The following is a 20109-nucleotide window of genomic DNA, read 5'->3' as shown; positions in this document are numbered from 1 at the left end:
GTGAACATCCTACTTGTCGATGACGAATCACTCGAATTGGAGCAAATGGAGTATTTGATTAACCGGAATTTTCCGAGATGGAATATATTCAAAGCCCAAGATGCTTCTCAAGCAATGAAAATCTTAAATCATGAAGAGATTTTTCTAGCTTTCTTGGATATTCAATTGCCCGGTAAAACCGGACTTGAGTTAGCAAAAGAAATGAAAGACATTTCAAATGCCGATATCGTAATGGTAACGGCCTATCAAAGTTTCGAATATGCTCACACCGCCATAAAATTAGGGGTTGTAGATTATATCACCAAGCCCGTAATCGAAGAAGATCTTATCAAAGTATTGAATAACTACTCACAGCTTACTCATTATTCGCATCAAATCCAGCAGTCCATTAAATTGATTCACCAAAATTACGAAGAAAAAATCACACTGAACTATTTAGCCGAGAAAATACACATTAATCCAGCTTATTTAAGCCGGAAATTCCAAGAAGAAGTAGGAATTGGCTTTTCTGAATATGTGAATAATTATCGCTTGATGATGGCTAAGAAAATGTTAACAGATCGGCCCGAAGCCAGTATTGGAGAGATTTCCGAGAAATGCGGGTTTAATAGCCAACATTATTTCAGCCAAATGTTTCGAAAAGAAACTGGATTATCGCCTCGAGACTATAGGCTAAAGGAGACCGGTCATTGAAGAAAAAAAGTTTTGAATTTTATATCCAAGGAGCTGTCCAGCTGGGAATCGCCTTTGGCGTCGTCAGTTTACTAGCCAGATGGATTACCGGAAACACCATTCTTTCTTCGCCTGAAACCCTTATCCGCTACGGCTTAATCGGGGGAATTGGCTATGCCTTCATGGGTGGGCTCGCTTTAATTCTTTTTGGGTTTGTTGCTCGTAAAATTAGCTATACATTTACAGGTCAAATGACAATTGGTGATGTATTAAAACAAAAATTGAATCCATTCGGGTATTGGTACATGATGTCCCTTCTCTTCGTCATGGGGATTTACGCGCTTTTTATACAGATAATGGGAGCAGGACTCTTACTTTACATCTTATTTCCATTCCCGCTATTCATTGGCATGATTCTTTTCTTGTTTTTTCTTTTCCTCATTGGCGGAGTCGGTGGATTATATCGCATCCATCAATTAGCTGGCATTAGTGTCATCTTGATTTTCGGAACCATTATTCTCATTCCTGTCTATTCTTATATGCAAGAAGGCGTTACTCCCATCTTTGAAGGAATCCAGCTTTACCATCCCTATTTGTTGTTTACAAGGAATAACGAGTCGCTCTGGTTTATTTCAACGGGATTATTGGTGTTCTTTGGACAAATGATAACGGATCGCGCAACGTGGCAAAGAGTATTTATCATTAAAAAAGAAAAAGTGAAGATGACCTTTATCCTGACTGGGCTGATTTGGTTTACCATTCCCATTGCCATAACATCACTTTATTTATTGGCTATCTCGGGACGTCCCTTCGACACCCCTTATTCGCTTATTTTTGAGTTGGTCAACATTCTGGAGTCGAATGCACTGATTTTCGTTTTTGTTCTATTCTGTTTTGCTGCCGTGTTATCTGCCGCCAGTTCTGAACTGCATTCATTGAACTCCCTTTTCATCCGAAATGTTGTGGGCGAACTTAAGAATCTATCGACCAACCAACAATTCAAATACAAGAATATCTTTACGTTAGGGTTGATCGCAGTTTTACTTTTCGCAGCAAGCTTGCTGACGCCTTATCCGATTCAATTGTTATTTTTCTTCGGAAATATCTATAGCTCCATGATTTTCGCTACTCTTTATATCGTTTTCACTAATGGCAGAGAAACATTGCCGCCGGTTCTTTCATCATCGTTTGGAATAATCGCTGGATTAGCGACTTCCCCTTTTCTTACTTACTTCGAGTCGGTATGGACCAGCTTTTTACTTTCGGGAATCGTCATCGGGATTTTCATTATCAAAAAAACTCTTGGAAATCATTTTCGCTCGCGTATAGAATTGGAGGACCAGCCAAATGACGCAAATTGATCATGAACCAAAACAACTTCCTTTTATAAACAGGGATTTACTTCCAACAAATTCCGAAAGCCGCACGTGGAGTTTCAGCCATTATTTTTCTGTTTGGATGGGTTCTGTACACAATATCCCTTCATACGTCACTATAGGCGGTTTTTTCGCACTGGGCCTCTCGACCGGACAAGTGTTTATGGTGATATGCTGTGCAGCCATGATAGTAGCGTTATTATTGGTTCTCAATGGACATGCGGGCAATAAATACGGCATTCCCTTTTCCATCCTGTTAAGGGCAAGTTACGGAGATAAAGGTGCGGTAGTTCCGGGATTTTTCAGGGGAATCGTAGCGGGAATTATGTGGTTCGGCCTCCAGACCTATGCCGGCAGTATTGCTGTTTCGATTTTCATCGGAACTTTCTTCCCTGCATATTTAACACTCGGCGGCGGCTTTCTATTTCTTGGCTTGAGTTTGCCCAGCCTTCTGTCTTTCCTCTTATTTTGGGTGATCAACCTCATTTTCATCTTTGCCGACGTCAATACCCTGGGGAAGCTGACGAAAAGCGTAACCTTGCTCGTGTTCCTAGTATTTGGCGGAATGTCGATATGGTCAATCCAATTAGCAGGCGGTATAACCCCTATTTTAGCTTTTGAGCCGTCAGGTGACGGTGACGTAAATTTATTCCTATTGATTTCCTGCGTCTCCGCTATTGTTGCTACGTGGGTAGCGCCGATTTTAAGCGTTTCGGATATCACGCGTTATTCGCAGTCTAAACAAGCTCAGGCTCGCGGCCAATTTGCCGGGATTATAGCTACTTACCTATTGTTTGCTTTAGCAAGCATCTCGATCATCATCGGTTCTGAAATCGCGTTTGGCGTCCCGGTCTGGAATGTACTTGAAGTGGTCGATAAATTCGATAGTGTATTCGCTGTTATCCTATCGCTGACTACACTGGCTCTTGCTACATTATCCGTAAATATCGTAGGCAACGTTATTCCGGCAGCCAATCAATTAACCTCTTTATTCCCAAATAAGTTAAATTTCAAAAAAAGCGCATTTGTAGTAGCGACAGTGGGCGTTATATTATTGCCGTGGAAACTGATGGAGAATGCTACGAGCATCTTCATGTTCCTTAATATGGTAGGAGCATTGCTAAGTCCCGTTATCGGGGTTATGCTGACACATTATTATTTTATCTCTAAGAAAATAATCGATATGGACGCCGTTTATGGCATCCCTGGAAAGCATCCGATAGCTTCTTTCAAAGTTCCCGCCTTATTGGCTACCTTGCTCGCTGGCGGCCTTAGCCTGCTCGGAAGCAAAATAACAGCGCTCGAAGTGTTTTACACCACTTCATCACTTTTGGGCATCCTGGTTTCTGCATGTTTATATGTAAGCTTTTACTATATACAAACCATCTTCACTGAAAAAAACCGAATAAAAAAGAGAGAATGAAATCATTCTCTCTTTTTTATTCGAGTTTTCCGCCTACTATTTCCCCTTTATGAAATACAGCTGACCGTTTTGACCGCCTGGCTACGGTTTCAGCTGCACATTTGGCGTCCACTAGAACAAAATTCGCCAAATCTCCCTGCATTGGCCATACCCGCTCTCCCTCCAAAGTTAACGGGGTCACCCCATCAGTAATGAATCGCAAAGCTTGGGACAAGGACAATTCATCGGTCCAACGGCTAATCTCCAATAATCTGCCCAACCGCTCTAAGATATCGCCATTCCCCGTCGGCCACCAGGAATCATAGATATTATCGTTCCCGAGCGCTACGCGAACTCCAACCTCGTCCAGCAGGCTGATGGGAGGAATGTTTCTCCCGATAGGCAAACTGGAAATAATCGATATTCCAGCTTCTTTCAAGACCTCCGCGGCCGCTCTTGCTTCGGGTTGCGTGACATCCCCCAACCCAAAAGCGTGACTGATGGCTACTTTTCCCTGCCACCCAGCTTCTATCGTCAAATCAGCTAAACGCTTCATCGTAAATACGCCAAGATGGCCTGGATCGTGCAAATGCAAATCAATTTCAACGCCGCCTTCAACGGCTATATCCATCAATTCAACAAGTGATGCTTCGATATTCAAATCGACCGTTGCCGGGTCTACGGATCCCACTAACCCAGCTCCATTGCGCACCGCTTCTCTCATCAATTTAGCGGTATTTCCATGAAGCAGACCATGTTGGGCAAAAGCCACAATTTCCGAGTCGACTTTATTTCCATAATCCGCCAAGGCGCCCTGAACGCCTATTAAGTTTTTCAATCCGGCCTCAGGATAGATATCGACATGCGTCCGGACCGAAGTCGATCCGTTGGCAATGAGGACATCCAATAAGTTTTTTGCTCTTTGTTCTGTACTGGATTCTATGGTAGAAAGGATGTCTTTTTCTATCGTGCTTCTTTCGATGACAGAAGAAGCCGGTACACACGCACGCCAAGGTTCCCCCATATAGGTTTTATCAAGATGGACATGGGTTTCTTTAAAAGCAGGTAAAACAAGGAGTCCCTTACCATCAATCATTTTAATATCCTCCGGCACTAGGCTTTCAGAATCCAGTATTTCTGTAATGACACCCTCAGCGATCTTTAAATGAAAAACTCCTGTCTGTGTTGCAGTGACCCGTTCCCCTTGTTTGATATAGCCCGTTTCCAATAAGACATTCTTCAATATGTACATTTTGTACCTCCTAAGTTTTCAACTTCATTGACTTACAAGTAAAAAAGGGTACCCTCCTCGGATATCCCTTTTCACCTTATTATTTTATAGAGACGTTATTCAATTCCAAATAACCAGAAGGGCTAATCCCAAAACCGCTGACATTTTTAGACATCACCGCTACGTTTTCTATAACCCTTACCGGAATGTAAATCACTTCTTCCATTTGAATGTCTTGAGCTTTCGCATATAATTCAATACGCTTTGCTGAATCCGATTCCTTGCGAGCTTGCTCAATCAGATCATCTACTTCGGCGTTAGCATAAAAAGACGTATTGCCATTAGCACCCTTGGAACTTGAATGCATCAAATTATATTGGTTATAATCAGCGTCTCCAGTTGCGTTTCTCCAGCTGGTAATGATCATTTCTGTATCGCCAGAATGTGTAGTATCTACAAAAGTCCCGTATTCCATCACTTCAATATTCACTTTGATTCCAATTCCTTTTAATTGCGACTGCACTACTTCTGCTAAGCTGATTCTTTCCTTATTATCCATCGTAGTCAACTTAACCTCGAGGCCATCAGGATACCCCGCTTCAGCAAGTAGCCGCTTTGCCTCGGATAGATTGTACTCGTAGGTTTCCAAACCGTCATGGTACCCGAAGACTTTGGAGCCCAGTAAAGAATTCGCTTCTCCGCCGATGTTATTATAGACACCTTTTCGAATAGCATCCATTTCGATGGCATGGGCTACTGCTTTTCTTACCTTCACATCATCGAAAGGTTCTTTTTCAACGTTAAATGTAATGTATTCTGTTCCAAATCCTTCACTTTGGTAGACTTCTGAAATTTGAGATGCATCTACAGCAGCGAATTGGGAAATGGATAACGGCTCAGCAATGTGGGCTTCCCCAGTCTCCACCATCGATGTACGGGTGGTTTCCTCGGGCACAACTTTGAATTCAACTCTTCCGACTTTCGCCGGCGTTCCCCAATATTCTTCGTTGCGAGTTAACACGATTACTTGCCCAGGAGTCCATGATTCAAATTTGAACGGCCCTGTCCCATTCGGTTTTTGAATATCATCTCCGCCGAATTCCTCGATTGCTTTCGGATTGATGATCCCGCCTTCATGGCTTGCTAGAATCGAAAGAAGTGGGGAGTACGGCTCAGACAATAGGAATTGAACTGTATGATCGTCAATGATTTTTATCTCCTCAACCATCGCTAATACACCTGCTCTTGGAGAACCGACTTCCGGATCTAATAAGCGATCGAAAGTTGCTTTTACCGCTTCTGCTGTAAACTCAGTACCATCATGGAACTTTACGCCTTGACGGAGCTTGAATTCCCAAGTAGTGTCATCAAGTTGCTCCCAGCTTTCTGCAAGCAGCGGTTGAAGTTCTGCGCTTTTATCACGGCCGACCAATCCCTCGTAAACTTTTCCATGGGTCACGCTTGCGGCATTGATCGTGGACATAAACTGATGGTCCAGACTCTCAGCATCCGACAACCTGGCAATAATCAAAGTGTCTTCAGCCCCCGCAGCTTTCGCTTCTCCCCCTTCTGTGGTTGCAGCAGCCTGCCAGAAACATGATCACAATAGCTAAAACCATTCCATTTCTGATCCTTTGAAGATTTTTCAACTTATTTCCCCCTTGTGTATCGATTTTGTTGAATTAATTATAAGAAATATTCTGATAATTAAGTTTCAATTTCTTTACTATCTTTTACACAATCTTTACTTAAAAATCATATTCAAAGAATCGACTAGAGGAAATGAAGTCTTAAATAGGTCTTGCTTATCCAGTTGCTGATAATCTCTCTTGCTATATCCATTTTTCATTTTTTCAAAATAAGCCTGGCTTTTAAGTTGAAGTTCCTTTAAATCAATATTAGGAATGACTCTGTCTTTCATGACGATTTTTCCATTTATAATAGAGAGTTTAATGTCCTGTCCCGAACCACTCATCATCATCGTCCGAATCGGATCGTCATTTACGCCCATATGATAGCCATCTAAATCAATAACGATCATGTCGGCTTTGGCTCCTGGCGCTAACCTACCAATGTCATCCCTCCCCAAGAAGTTCGCTCCACCTAGAGTCGCAGCGCGGAAAAAATCGGCGAATGACGAATCTTCAACAGCTTTTTCATGAAACCTGGAAATCATGCTGCCGGCTCGTATATTTTGAAAGATATCGGGAGGAAACGTGTCAGTGCCGATGGCTAAATTCACTTCTGAGCGTTTGTACCTCGCAAAAGATTCGAGCCCGCTTCCACGCCTTCCCATAATTACTGGACAGTGAATGACGGTGGTGTTAGTTTCATTTAATATTTTTATATCGTCCCCTTGCCCAGCTTCCGTCTCACTGTAGCCAGCGATAAAATTCGCATGTGGAATGCCAGTATTAGGACCTAAAAATCCTATGCTGTCAAGATATTGAATAGGGGTCATGCCGTGCCGTTCAATCATGGTATGGTATTCGAAACTACCCTGAGCTGCATGGAGCTTTATAGGAACGCCTAATTTTTCGCTAAAGGCTTTCGTTTGTTTCAAGCTTTCTTCTGTTTGGCATTCTATGCGTTCAGGCGCAAGCATCCCCTTCACCAGACCGTCATAGGCCCCGTCAAACTGTTCCACAAATTCGATTGCGCGCTTTAGCCCCTGTTTTCCTTGTTCTTCGTCCCACTCCACATGAATGCTACCGTCTGGTTGAACAACGCGCATGCCCGATTGATAACTTGGACCCAAATATATTCTCAGCCCTAAATTCCCTGCATGCTGTGCTGCTGCCGCCAATTCCCCATAAGTCTCCGCCCATTTTTTATAGAATACGGAAGTTATAGGCATGGCTGTTGTTACGCCGTTCAATATCAATTGTGTGTATGCGTATAAGGATTTAAAGGCCTCTTCTTCTTCAGTCATCACTTCCTCAGGCCCGTTCTTCATATATTCTTCTGACCATAAGAGGTTTTTCGACCTTTCTTCACCTGCTTCAATATGAAGGATATCGTGGTCGATATCTCCCAACGCATTCAAGTCGATAAACCCAGGGCTTATCACGGCATTTCCGCATTCAATTGTTTCATCAACAGGTGTTTCGTATTCCTTTCCGACATAAATAATGTCGGAGCCTTCAAACACCACTTCTGCATCTTTTAATAAAACATGATCTTTCCCGTTAAAACCTATTACATAGTGTCCTTTGAGTTTTGTCTTCATAGCTGCTCCTCCTTCGTAATAGTGAATAAATAATCGTTTTCATCAAACCTTTTCTCGTCAACATAAGACCGCGTCGATCCCCAAAAATACTTTGTTGGCGCCATATACTTAGCTAACCCCGCACGTTCGATGGTTTCCAAAGCTTCTGCATTCGCTTCTTCAATTATTCGATTTTCGTCAACAGTTGACACTCTCCGTTCACTCATCAATACCTTTCCATCTACAATCACGTGATTCACATCACTTCCTACTGCTTGATAGACCAATCTATGGACATGCATAGTTTCAGGAGTGAGATGTGCTTGTTTCAAATTGACTGTGATGATATCCGCTTTTTTTCCGATTTCAATCGAGCCGATTTCATCATCCCATCCAATACATCTAGCGGCGTCTATGGTGACCATTTCCAATAGTTTCCCGGGCGGCAAATAATGTTCGTCGCGCATGGCAGCTTGATGAACTAGCTGGGTTTTTCTCATCGCCTGAAACATGTCAAAACTTGTGGAAGGGGAGGTTCCATCTGTGGAAATAGCTACTGTCGCCCCAAGTTCCATCAATTCAACAATCGGGGTCCTAGCACTCATTTGCGTGACGCTTGGGCTGGTGCTGACCTTGGTACCTGTTTCAGCCAGGATTTTCACTTCGTCGAAAGAAATGCCCCGGCAGTGTTGCAGGTGTACGTCCGGCCCCAATAACGCATAATCCTTATCCTGGATGGCCATATGAACCATCCCGCCAAAAGCATCTGAATGAATTCTTGTTTTATACTTTTTTGCAATCTCCCTTATTTTACGGGCTTGGTATCTATCATGTTCTGTCAGCTGATGTAATCTGGATGGCGGTGTCGGGCCAGAACCTTCGATTGAAGTGACGATAACAAAAGGGGTGATAAATGCCCGTGTCCGATCGTCATTTGCATGATCCAAAGCTTCTATTACCGCTTCTGCCCCTTTTAGGACCTCTTCATATTCGATTTCTCTCGTTATTCTTTTGCCGTTTTTCCACCTGCTATACAGTTTTGGCCATGCAGGATTTGCAGGCCCCGTACAGACGATATTGCGGACGCCGACTTCGTTATAGGCTTTGGCGTGATTCAATGCAAAGATGGGATCATCTGCTCTGGGAGTCGACCCAATCACTGAAACGCCAGTAGTGATTCCCGCTTTCAACCTTTCTAGCCCCGATAATTTTCCTTCGTAATACCAAAAATCATCGGTCACAAAATGGTTGTATGTATTGGTCATGATAGGCATCCACTGTTCCAAGTTTTCCATGGCAATCGTTTTAAACATGGAATGGCCGCCATGTCCATGAACATCGATGAGCCCAGGTAATATACAGTGATGCTTACAGTCAATTGTTTGTGCCGCTTCGTATTCCATCTTTAAGTCCTTAGCCAGTCCCACATCCAATATCTTTCCTTGATGTATGGCCACTGCCCCGTCATGGATGATTCTTCTTTCCTTATCCATGGTGATAGTCGTCCCGTGCACTAAAAGCAAATCAATCATTCTCTCCCATCCCTCCGTTATGCCATAAAGCACCTTAATGACTTATTATAAAAAAGGGAGAGAGAACTTAATTGCGTAAATAATACGACTTTTTAAACTATTTATACTTGTTTGGTCTGAACTGAAATATTAAGCATTAGAAAAACCGGCACGCATTTGCGCACCGGCCAGATTTCGTAGATTATTTAATGCCCATCGTTTTTTTATAAGCGTCCAAATATACTTGTTCGGACGGGCTCGCTTGGTCCGGCCCGCTCATGGCGCGGTGCCAATGCGGATAGAATGGCGCCGGCCGTGCTGCCGCTTCGATCAAGTCGTGTTCATCGCGCTTAAGCTTGATCTTGTAAGACGCAATGTTTTCTTCCAGCTGCTCTTCATTGCGCGCCGCGATGACGATCGGGCCGACATTCGGGCGGTCGCGTACCCACGCATAAGCAATTTGAGGCACGGTGGCGTTATGGTTTGCAAACGCTCCTGGTCATAAATCCAAGGCTCCGGCCAGCCGCCGCCTTGACGGGTATCTTCCGGCGCTTCCTTGTCACGGCCGATCTTGCCGTTCAATAAACCTTCTCCGAGCGGGCTCCAAATCATTGAACTGACGCCGAGCTCTGTTCCTGCCGGCAGCAGTTCATATTCCGATTCGCGCGCTTCCGGCGTGTAGTAGATCTGCTGGGTGACGGGCGGAATTTTGCCGTTCTGTTCAGCGAATGTATGCGTCTTCGCCAGCGCCCAACCGCTGTAGTTCGATACGCCCCAATGGCGGATCTTGCCAGCCTTGATCAAATCGTTCATCGTTTCGACCGTCTCTTCAACCGGCGTCTGCCCGTCCCATAAGTGGACGAAATACAAATCGAGGTAATCCGTGCCGAGCCGTTCGAGTGATTCATCGATCGATTTCATCAAGTTATTGCGTGAAGCTCCCCGCTCATTCGGATGGCTATCGAACGGAAATCCAGTCTTCGACGAAATTAGCACTTTGTCGCGCTTGCCACGGATGGCGGCACCGAGCACTTTTTCGGCATTCCCTTTTGAATATAGATTCGCCGTATCGAACATATTGATCCCTGCGTCAATCGACATATCAATCATGCGGCTCGCTGTGTTTTCCTGAACGTTCCCAGCCGCTTCAAACCCATTCGTTCCGCTGAACGGGATCGTGCCGAGAATGTATTTCGGGACACGCAATCCCGATTTGCCTAAGTTAATATAATCCATAGTTAAGGTCCTCCTAGTAACGAGCTGTTTTTTTCTGTCAGTCATTCTCTACCCGCTTAACGCCCTTCGACAAACAAAAATTCCAAACCCTTTATGCCCGCGCTTGTCACGCCTGGTCTTTGCCTTTCAAGCCCGCAGCAAACAACGGGCCGTTGATGGTCATCGTGGAAATGATGCGCGCGATTTCTTCCGGCGGCTCATTCGTATCACCGTTCAGCCATTCCTGGATGACGCCGATATGGGCAGAAGCGATATAGGATGACAAATAATGCGGCGGCACGAGGGCGTTTCCGCCATTGACCAACACATCTTTATTGCGTTCAAACAGCGCTTGACTGAGGAATTCCTTCATCTTGACCTGAAAGCCGGCATCGCCTCTTGGCCCCAGCAACGCCTTCATCAAGCTTTTATTGTCATGGAGGAATTCAAAGAGCGGCACCGGCACAGCGAAAGGGGCCGTTCCATTCTGGCTTTGCTTCATGCCTTCGATGAGCTGAGGAATATTGCGGATGATCTTGATTTCCATTTCCTCGATCAATTGCTGTTGGCATTTGTCCATCAAATCGAATTTATCCTCGTAATGGCTGTAAAATGTCCCGCGGTTGATGTTCGCATGTTCTGTAATATCCTTGACGCTCATCGCCTCAAAGCCTTTTTCTTCGATTAATGCAATCAATGCTGCACGGATTGCTTGTTTCGTCCTCACGACACGCAAATCGGCTGGTTTCCCGTTCATTTTCATTCCTCCCCATTTTTACCCGACACTTCTCCCCGTACTGTCGTTTAGGCAACACATTGCCTGTTTTTGATGATTGCCCCCTTATTGCCAAGAAACTATACTAAAGCTAAGAACTAAAACGACAGTTTGTTTATTATCTTAGCCGCAAATAGACAGCAAGAACAGCTCATTTTGATGGAAGAAATCATACGGCTCCAGCAAACGGAGGAGGAAACCCTATGGACATCCAGCTTTCGCGCGTCAACAAACGTTTTGGGGATACGGCCGTTATCAAAGATGTGAGCTTCACCGTGGCAGCGGGGGAAATCTGCTGCCTGCTCGGCCCGTCCGGTTCCGGCAAGACGACCTTGATCCGCTTGATGATCGGCGCATTGCCGGCAGACAGCGGCACGATCCAATTCGGTGACACCGAAATGCCGAATATGGCGATTCTCAAACGGCTCGGCTTCATGCCGCAAAACGACGCCTTGTATGAAGATTTGTCCGCACAGGGCAACCTGGCGTTTTTCGGCGGATTATACCACCTCCCAAAACGCACACGTGAGGCGCGCATCGCCGAAGTGCTTGATATGGTCGAACTGACCGATCACAAACGCAAACTGGTGAAAGATTTTTCCGGCGGCATGAAAAAGCGGCTGTCGCTCGCCATCGCGATTTTGCACGAGCCGGATATCCTGTTTCTCGACGAACCGACCGCCGGCATCGATCCGGTCCTGCGCCGTAAGATCTGGGCGCAGTTCCAAGCGCTCAAAGCACAAGGAACGACAATCATCGTCTCGACGCATGTCATGGACGAAGTGGTCGAATGCGATAAAGGGGCGCTATTGTATAACGGCCGGCTCATTGAATACGACACGGTCGATCGATTGCTCGACAAAACCGCAAGCGGCCGCATCGAAGACTTGTTCTTTGCCGCTTCAGAAAGCGAGGCGCGCTCATGATCCAATTAGCGAAACGCGTCATCCGCCAGACCATCAACGACAAGCGCAGCGTCATGCTCATCCTCGTCGCTCCGCTATTGATCTTGACCTTGGTCTATTTCCTGCTCGGCGATTCGGATTACGTCGCAACGGTCGCTATCGACCCGGTCGCTGTTCCCGCTCCCGTCATCGATGCACTGGAACAGCAGGAACTCGAGCTGGTCGACATCACCGCCGACGAAGCCGATCAAGCACTCGATTATTTGCAGCAACACGAAGGAGTCGACGCGGTTCTGCGCTTCCCGGAAAATTCCGCCATGGACATCACGCTTTATGAGCCGTCGACAAAAGGCGCCACGGCGATAAGCGAAATCCAAGAAGCGATGGCGGCCATCAACCCGTCCGCCGAAGCGGAAGTCAGCTATGTTTACGGCACCCAGGACCAGACTTTATTCGATTCGCTCGGCTACGTCTTTCTCGCCTTGTTCTCGTTCTTTTTCGTGTTCATCATTTCCGCGATGGCACTCGTAAGGGAACGCAGCCGCGGCACGCTCGAACGCCTGATGATGACGCCGATCCGGCGCGGCGAAGTCATTGCCGGCTACACACTCGGCTATAGTGTCTTTGCCGTCATCCAAGCGATCATTATCGTGCTGTACGCGATATTCGTTTTGCAGCTGAGCAATGAAGGGAATATCGGCTGGGTGCTGCTGACGATGGTGCTGCTCGCCGTCACCGCCGTGTCATTCGGCGCCACCATTTCCATTTTTGCGGGCTCTGAACTGCAAGTCGTCCAACTGATCCCGTTCACCATCATTCCGCAAGTGTTCTTCTCGGGGCTTATCCCACTGGATTTGATTCCGTATCACCTCGGCAATTTGTCGTATATCATGCCGATCTATTACGGAGCAGCTGCCATCAAAGGCATCATGGTCTACGGCGACGGGTTCTCGGACATCTGGGGCTATCTCGCCGGGCTCACGATTTACGCGCTCGTGCTGTACGTCATCAATACACAAGCCTTGAAGAAATTCCGCAAGCTGTAACGAATCGACATATCAACATAATCTGTTGAACAGCAAAAAGGCAGCCCCTATGCACAGGGGCTGCCTTTTTGCTTTATACTATTCTTTGCTATTTTGGTAATTAGCCAAAAACTCTTCGACTTTTGCCGGATCGGCAACGAGTTCATTCCCCGTGTCTACCAACGGGCTGACTGTCGAGACAGCTTTGATTTTATTGCCTTGGTAATAATTGATGAATTCTTCTTGATCGATCGAGTACAGCACAGCTTTGCGCAATTCTTCACTTTCCGCCACTTCTCGCCCTTCTGTGTTAAACAGCATATAGCTGACGCCGTTGCTTTCCATCGACTGCAAAGCCAATTTCGAATCTTCTTCCACAACGTCGTATTTTGTTTCCGGAATGCCGTAATACAAATGGATTTCACCGTTTCGCAAGGCCGACAAAGTGCTGTCGGGATCAGCGATAAAACGTACCGTCACATTTGAGATTTTCGCAGCATTTTCCGTATCCGCCATATAGGCCGGGTTTTTCAGGAACGTCGCCTCGTAGTCGTTTTTCTTCGACAAAATATACGGTCCGCTTGCGTACAGGTGGTTATCATAGCTAGACCCTTCAGTTACGGTATTTTGGTCGCCGTAAGCAACGTCGGTATTCACATCATATGACTCTACATCATACGTGTTGATTCTTTCCACTTGTTTCTTCGACACAATCCCAGCTGATTGGTGCGCCAAATAATTCAATACTTGCGGGAACGGTTCGGTTGTAGTCATTTTCACGACCTGGTATTTGCCTGCCGCGTTATCAGCGTCCATTTTCTCTTCCACAAGCTCTGCAATATCTGTATCCAACTCCGCTTCCAATGCCTCCAGTACAGTTGTGTCGTCCGCTGCTGTGACTGCCGACTCCAGTGTCGCTATATCAGTCACCACTTCTGTCGAATCGATATGCTCATGCAAGCTGTATGTGCGGTGATCCGGCACAGAATCCGGGTTGGAAGCGCGGTCTAGCGAGAAGACTACATCGTCCGCTCCGACACGTTCACCAGTATCAATCGCCTGATCTTCTTCGATTGCCGCAAAATTGATGTCATCGCGCAGCACGAAGTAATAGTCCGAGTTGCCTTCCGCGATGGCGAAAGCATGGGACAGCGAAGCTTCAGCCGTCAGTTCGTCGTCATCCGTCAAGTTGACCAAACGCACGTACATGTTCGTATTCAATTGATTGATCGATCCGTCATTGCCTTTGATTGGATCCAGTGAAGTCAGCGAGGAGATCGCTTGCGACACGATAAACGGATCACTTTCGCGTTTGGATTCATCGACAAAATCAATCGGCTCCCAAGCAAGTGCACGGGATTTGGACAGACGGACCGAGTCTTCTTTCAAGACGTCTTTGTTGAAGCCTTGAGTTTTATACGAAATATAAAGCGGGGCAATATAAGCGCGGTCAAGCACGAGCAATTGCTCCAATTCTTGATAAGTAGCCGCATGCTCTTCTGGTGCTTGCGTGCTGGCCAGGTCAATCAATTCGTCGATTTCCTCATCGGCCATAATGCTGTTGGCGCCGTCCGATTTAAAGAGCGCGCGCACCGCATAGTCCGGATTACCAGTGACCGTCGTCCAGCTCGACACCGCTACGTCAAAATTGCCGGCATCTTTTTGTGCCGTAAAACTACCGTAGTCTGGTTGGAGGTTCAACTCCACGTCAAAGCCGTTTCTAGTCAGCTGGTCGCGCACGATGTTGACGTCCGTTTCATTCGAGCTCATGCTGAGAATTTCGATGACTGGCTTGTCGCCATTTGATACGCCATCAGTTGCGGTGTCTTCTGAGACGTCCGATTTTGTGTTGATGCAACCAGACAGCACCAATGCCAAAGCCAGCAATGCGGGCACGATAGTTTTTTTCATTCCAATTCCTCCTAATGTTGTTTTATATGTAGTCAATCCATTTTCGGATCGAGCGCATCCCGCAAGCCATCTCCCAAGAAATTAAACGATAACACTAGCGCGATAATGGCGAGCCCCGGGAAAATCGCTAAATACGAGTGAGACTCAAGATAGGTACTGCCGATTTTCAAGATATTTCCCCATTCCGGAATATGTGGTTCGACGCCCAGCCCCAAATAACTCAAGCTGCTGGTCGCAATGACAGCACCGCCGATGGTCAATGTCGCTTTCACGATCATCGGGGCCAATGAATTCGGCACAATGTGCTTGAACAGAATCTCCATGTCCCCAGAACCGAGTGCGCGTGCCGAATCGACGTATTCCAAATTCGACACCATCAAAACATTGGCGCGCATCGTCCGGGCATAGGTCGGAATCGCTCCGACACTCAATGCGATGATTAAGTTCACCGTATTGGCGCCAAACGCTGCAATGATGGCAATCGCCAACAAGATCCCCGGCACGGCGTAAAGAATATCGAGCAAACGCATGATGACGTTGTCGGTTCTTCTGCCGTAATACCCGGACAGCGCACCGAGCATCCCGCCAACAATGAACGGAATGGCTGTCGACAGCACACCGACAATCAAGGAAATGCGGGCACCAAAGACAATCCGTGAAAACATATCCCGCCCGAAATCATCGGTTCCGAGTGGATACGCCAAGCTCGGGGGCTGCAGCAGCACCGCAAAATTATTGGCAATAGCCAAATCGTAATCGAAGGTCAAATAACTGCTGACCGAAATGGCGAATACAAAAACGATGAAAAACATGCCGAGCATGGCGGTTGTATTGCGGGTGATTTTGGTCCAGATGAGATTCCATTGGCTGATGCCGGGCTGCTTTTGTCTGCGGATTTTCAGCAGCAAGCTGACACTGAGCAGCAGCGCAAATAAGTTCCCCGTCGCTGCCGTCAAAATCAACGGAATAGCAATCCATATCAGCCGTTTGTCCGCAGCATGCTCATCTACAAACCGCGCCATCAACACGAGTACGATGAGGTAAAAGAATGCCACCGAAAGCAGCACGAGCATGCCGAGCGGAAACAAATCCGCCACATACGGCTTGAACAAGTTCAACGCAGACACGGCGACGATGAACAATTGAACCATGACCATATACACAGCAAAGACGTATTCAGGCGTCTTTTTCGTTTTGATCAAATTGAAGGCAAAGCTGACCATGAAGAAATTGGCGGTCAATCCGCTCAACAACAATACCCAGCCAAAGCGGCGCGTCGATTTCTGCAGCGTGTCCGCCGTCAAGACGTCGTGCCTGATGCGTCGTGTGATCCACAACTGCAGCACAGTGAATGCCGCATAGGCGATCGTCACAGCTAGTACCGCGGGCTTGGCCGCTTGTGTACCGAAACCGAAACTATTGAGCGCCAACACAAGAGTCAATAAGAAGGAAATAATGGTAGTGAAACTCGCTTGTTTGTATTCAGAGGACATTTTCAGCAATCGATTATTGGTTGTTTTGTTCATTTCCTTATTCAAAGTCATCGGAACACCTGCTTTAATATTGTTTCATCTTCGATCGGATGCGCGGATCGACAAACGCATACAACAGATCAATGATGACATTGACGATAGAGATGGTGATGGCGATATAGACGACACCGCCCAAAATGCTCGGAATGTCCGGCACGAATTGTTTGTCCACAATATACGAACCGATTCCGCTAATATTGAATACTTTTTCCGTAACCGCCGCACCGCCGAGCATGCCGCCAAACAGCAAGCCAATCACAGTAAGTATGGGGATTAAGGCATTAGTGAACGCATGCTTCCACAGCACATAACGCCGGCTCAACCCTTTAGCCTTAGCGGTAATGATGTAATCTTCGTTGATGACTTCGAGCATCGAAGAACGCGTCATTCTGGCCACCGACGCCGTAAGCGCGGTGCCGAGCACGACGACTGGCATGATCATCGACAACCAATTGGACGGACTGTAGGTAGCCGGCAATAATTCCAAATTGATGGAAAACCCTAAAATGAAAATCAAGCCTTGCCAGAAGTTCGGAATCGACAAGCCGATCAATGCTATGAACATGAGCGAATAGTCGAGAAACGAATTCGGGCGCGTCGCCGAAATGATGCCGACCGGAATCGCAACGACGAGTGCCATGACGAGCGCGAACACCGTCAACAAAAACGTAACAGGAAACTTGTTGGCGATGGTCGCCGCGACGTTTTCATTGCCTTCATAAGACATGCCGAGATCAAAGGTCGCAATGCCCTGAACGGCGCTCCATAATTGTGCTATGTATGATTGATCAAGCCCGTGAAGGCGGTTGAAAGCATCAATTTGCTGCTGAGTGGCCGCTTCACCCAATAAATTGGCAGCCGGATCGAATGGCGACAAATAGAGAATGGTGAACACCAAGACCACTACGCCCAATATGACAAAGACACTCATTACCAAGCGTTCGAGTACATATTTTATGTAAAAATTGCTGAACAACAGAATAAATCCGTACATGAGCAATCCCGGGACAAAAGAAACCATCAAGAACCGCGGGTTGCCCAGCACCGTTTGAAACATTTGCGAAAAAGTCGTTTTGCGGATGCCTTGCGCTTCCAGTATTTCAGCTGTCCTAGTCGTAGCTGTTTTATGCAGCTCCTCTTCCGCTTGTGTGGCTGACTGCTTGAGCACGGACTCCTCCTGCTCCGGTGTTCCGAAAAATTGGTTTTTCCGCGCAATCTGCTCGGCAAACTCCTCGCTTAGCTGCCTGTAGTAATCCGAATCGCGCAATTGCGTATAGACATCGTTGTGGATCCGGTTCGAGCGGTCATCTTTTTTTCGTATTACATACAAAACAAATACGGCGACAGTGACGGGAAGGCCGAGCACTAGCAGCAGTATGTAATATAAAGGCCGAAGCTGCATTTTCATAAACGTAGACTGAATCCGTTCAGTGAAACGGAAATTTCTCTGCTCGATCGCTTGCTGCTGCATAACGACAAACCCCCTCCTTTCGGCTATATTGAATTAATCCTATCGGCATAGTATACTTTAAAATATTACATATTGTAAGTCAATTGGATATTTTTCCTTAAAAATGTTCAAACCATTCACATACATAGATAGTAGGTGCTGAAAATGGAAAAGATTTTAGAAGTATCCGATTTACATGTCGCTTTTCAAACCAACGACCGAGAAGTCGACGCTGTCCGTGGCATCAGCTTCGACTTGGTAAAAGGCGAGACACTCGGCATTGTCGGGGAATCCGGCAGCGGCAAAAGCGTCACCGCCCGCTCGATCATGCGTTTATTGCCTTCGCCCCCCGCATACATCAAACAAGGCACCGTCACTTTCCTTGGCGAAAACTTGGCCCATAAAACCGAAAAAGAAATGGAAGCGGTGCGCGGCCGTGACATCGGCATGATTTTTCAGGATCCGATGACTTCGCTGAACCCAACCCTTTCAATTGGTCAGCAGATCGCAGAAAGCTTGATCAAGCATCAAAACATGTCCCCAGCAGAAGCCGAAAAGCAAGCGGTGGAGATATTGAAACTGGTGGGCATACGCGGCGGTAACACGCGGTTTCATCAATACCCCCATGAATTTTCAGGCGGCATGCGCCAGCGGGTGATGATTGCCATCGCTATTGCCTGCGAGCCGACTTTGCTTATTGCCGATGAACCGACGACAGCGCTCGACGTGACGATCCAAGCGCAAATTCTAAACTTGATGAGAGACATCCAACAGCGTATGGGCACATCGATCATCCTCATCACCCATGATCTCGGCGTCGTCGCCGGGATGTGCGACCGAGTCGCCGTCATGAAGCAAGGCGAAATCGTCGAAACGGGCACGACGGAAGAAATTTTCGCAAACCCGAAACATCCATATACACAAAAATTGTTAAACGCCTTGCCACACCTTGATGAAAAGAAAAAACCGAAACGGCAGCCGCTGCAGCCAGTGGCCAACCCGAACGAACCTTTACTGGAAGTAAAAGCATTAAAGCAGCATTTCGATATGGGCAAAGGCAACACGGTGAAAGCAGTAGATGACATCTCGTTCTTTATCCGCCCGGGCGAAACGCTCGGCCTTGTCGGCGAGTCGGGCTCCGGCAAATCAACGACCGGGCGCGCCATACTGCGCCTTCACGAACCGACGGATGGCCAAGTGCTGTATGAAGGCATGTCGGTCAACCGCTTGTCGAAAAAAGAAATGAAAACGATGCGCCGCCACATGCAGATGATTTTCCAGGATCCGTATTCATCGCTCAATCCGCGGATGAAAGTGCTGGATATTATCGGCCAGGCGCTGGATCTCCATAAGCTCAGCCCCAATAAAACAGCGCGCAAAGCGAGGGTCGAGGAACTGCTCGAACTGGTCGGGCTCGACAAGTCCCATGCCTTCCGCTACCCGCACGAATTCTCCGGCGGCCAGCGCCAGCGCATCGGCATCGCCCGCGCTCTCGCTGTCAAACCGAAGTTCATCGTCTGCGACGAACCGCTGTCCGCGCTCGACGTGTCGATTCAGGCACAAATCGTGGAATTATTGGAAGATCTGCAGCAGCGCTTCGGCTTGACCTATTTGTTCATCGCACACGACTTGTCGATGGTCAAACATATCAGCGACCGCGTCGCCGTCATGTATGGCGGAAAAATCGTTGAGCTCGCAGACAGCGAAGAACTTTATTCCAACCCCCAACATGCCTATACGAAATCGTTGCTGTCGGCAATACCGATCCCAGACCCCGAAATCGAATCACAGAAAAAACGCATCCTAATGGCGGAACGGACCGATGACGACCCGTATAATTTGCTGAACTCGCAGCTCGTAGAAATATCAGCCGGCCATTGGGTCGCCAAATAAAAA

General features: G+C 46.9%; 14 protein-coding genes and 1 pseudogene. 6 read left to right on the top strand and 9 right to left on the bottom strand.

All coding sequences use genetic code 11. The features are described 5' to 3' along the window. The 3 genes from ON064_RS05525 to ON064_RS05515 are packed head-to-tail and all read left to right on the top strand — an operon-like array spanning position 1 to position 3471. Positions 1-693 (top strand): response regulator transcription factor, encoded by a 693-nt coding sequence (locus tag ON064_RS05525; protein ID WP_274623981.1) that lies wholly within the window; start codon positions 1-3, stop codon positions 691-693. Beyond that, positions 690-2033 (top strand): SLC5/6 family protein, encoded by a 1344-nt coding sequence (locus ON064_RS05520; RefSeq protein WP_274623980.1) that lies wholly within the window; start codon positions 690-692, stop codon positions 2031-2033. The genes ON064_RS05525 and ON064_RS05520 overlap by 4 nt, the downstream gene beginning before the upstream one ends. After that, complete coding sequence (locus ON064_RS05515) at positions 2020-3471, top strand: cytosine permease (protein ID WP_274623979.1); 1452 nt, start codon at positions 2020-2022, stop codon at positions 3469-3471. Before ON064_RS05520 ends, ON064_RS05515 begins: the two co-directional genes overlap by 14 nt. Positions 3472-3487: 16 nt before the next feature. Here the strand turns inward: ON064_RS05515 and ON064_RS05510 are convergent, their stop codons facing one another. The 6 genes and pseudogenes from ON064_RS05510 to ON064_RS05485 form a co-directional block, all read right to left on the bottom strand. Next, complete coding sequence (locus ON064_RS05510; protein ID WP_274623978.1) at positions 3488-4702, bottom strand: amidohydrolase; 1215 nt, start codon at positions 4700-4702, stop codon at positions 3488-3490. 79 nt (positions 4703-4781) lie between these two features. After that, positions 4782-6164 (bottom strand): glutathione ABC transporter substrate-binding protein, encoded by a 1383-nt coding sequence (locus tag ON064_RS05505; RefSeq protein WP_274623977.1) that lies wholly within the window; start codon positions 6162-6164, stop codon positions 4782-4784. A 261-nt stretch (positions 6165-6425) separates the two neighbouring features. Further along, positions 6426-7910 (bottom strand): amidohydrolase family protein, encoded by a 1485-nt coding sequence (locus ON064_RS05500; protein ID WP_274623976.1) that lies wholly within the window; start codon positions 7908-7910, stop codon positions 6426-6428. Next, positions 7907-9421: an amidohydrolase family protein gene (locus ON064_RS05495; protein ID WP_274623975.1), complete on the bottom strand. Its 1515-nt coding sequence runs from the start codon at positions 9419-9421 to the stop codon at positions 7907-7909. Before ON064_RS05495 ends, ON064_RS05500 begins: the two co-directional genes overlap by 4 nt. Before the next feature lie 181 nt (positions 9422-9602). After that, positions 9603-10636: pseudogene (locus ON064_RS05490) on the bottom strand (aldo/keto reductase). Between the two features lie 106 nt (positions 10637-10742). Next, positions 10743-11372 (bottom strand): TetR/AcrR family transcriptional regulator, encoded by a 630-nt coding sequence (locus ON064_RS05485; protein WP_274623974.1) that lies wholly within the window; start codon positions 11370-11372, stop codon positions 10743-10745. 221 nt (positions 11373-11593) lie between these two features. Here ON064_RS05485 and ON064_RS05480 point away from each other — a divergent pair, with 221 nt between their 5' ends. Together ON064_RS05480 and ON064_RS05475 are read left to right on the top strand one after the other, a co-directional pair. Beyond that, positions 11594-12316, top strand: a complete 723-nt coding sequence (locus ON064_RS05480) for an ABC transporter ATP-binding protein (RefSeq protein WP_274623973.1) — start codon at positions 11594-11596, stop codon at positions 12314-12316. Continuing rightward, positions 12313-13341: an ABC transporter permease gene (locus ON064_RS05475; RefSeq protein WP_274623972.1), complete on the top strand. Its 1029-nt coding sequence runs from the start codon at positions 12313-12315 to the stop codon at positions 13339-13341. The genes ON064_RS05480 and ON064_RS05475 overlap by 4 nt, the downstream gene beginning before the upstream one ends. A 78-nt stretch (positions 13342-13419) precedes the next feature. Here ON064_RS05475 and ON064_RS05470 read toward each other — a convergent pair whose 3' ends face one another. From ON064_RS05470 to ON064_RS05460, 3 genes are read right to left on the bottom strand one after another with little or no spacing between them, the layout of a single operon-like run. Further along, positions 13420-15231, bottom strand: coding sequence for an ABC transporter substrate-binding protein (locus tag ON064_RS05470; RefSeq protein WP_274623971.1), 1812 nt, complete (start codon positions 15229-15231; stop codon positions 13420-13422). Positions 15232-15263: 32 nt separating this feature from the next. After that, complete coding sequence (locus ON064_RS05465) at positions 15264-16757, bottom strand: ABC transporter permease (protein WP_407951594.1); 1494 nt, start codon at positions 16755-16757, stop codon at positions 15264-15266. Between the two features lie 31 nt (positions 16758-16788). Continuing rightward, positions 16789-18234: an ABC transporter permease gene (locus ON064_RS05460; protein WP_274623969.1), complete on the bottom strand. Its 1446-nt coding sequence runs from the start codon at positions 18232-18234 to the stop codon at positions 16789-16791. A 144-nt stretch (positions 18235-18378) separates the two neighbouring features. On the opposite strand from ON064_RS05460, the gene ON064_RS05455 reads away from it, so the two are divergent. Continuing rightward, a complete protein-coding gene (locus ON064_RS05455; RefSeq protein ID WP_274623968.1) occupies positions 18379-20106 on the top strand; it encodes an ABC transporter ATP-binding protein in 1728 nt (575 codons plus the stop codon). Positions 20107-20109: the final 3 nt, after the last annotated feature.

The organism is Planococcus sp. A6 (assembly GCF_028823615.1).
Classification (GTDB): Bacteria; Bacillota; Bacilli; order Bacillales_A; family Planococcaceae; genus Planococcus.
This window is presented reverse-complemented; position numbering and strand designations above follow the sequence as displayed.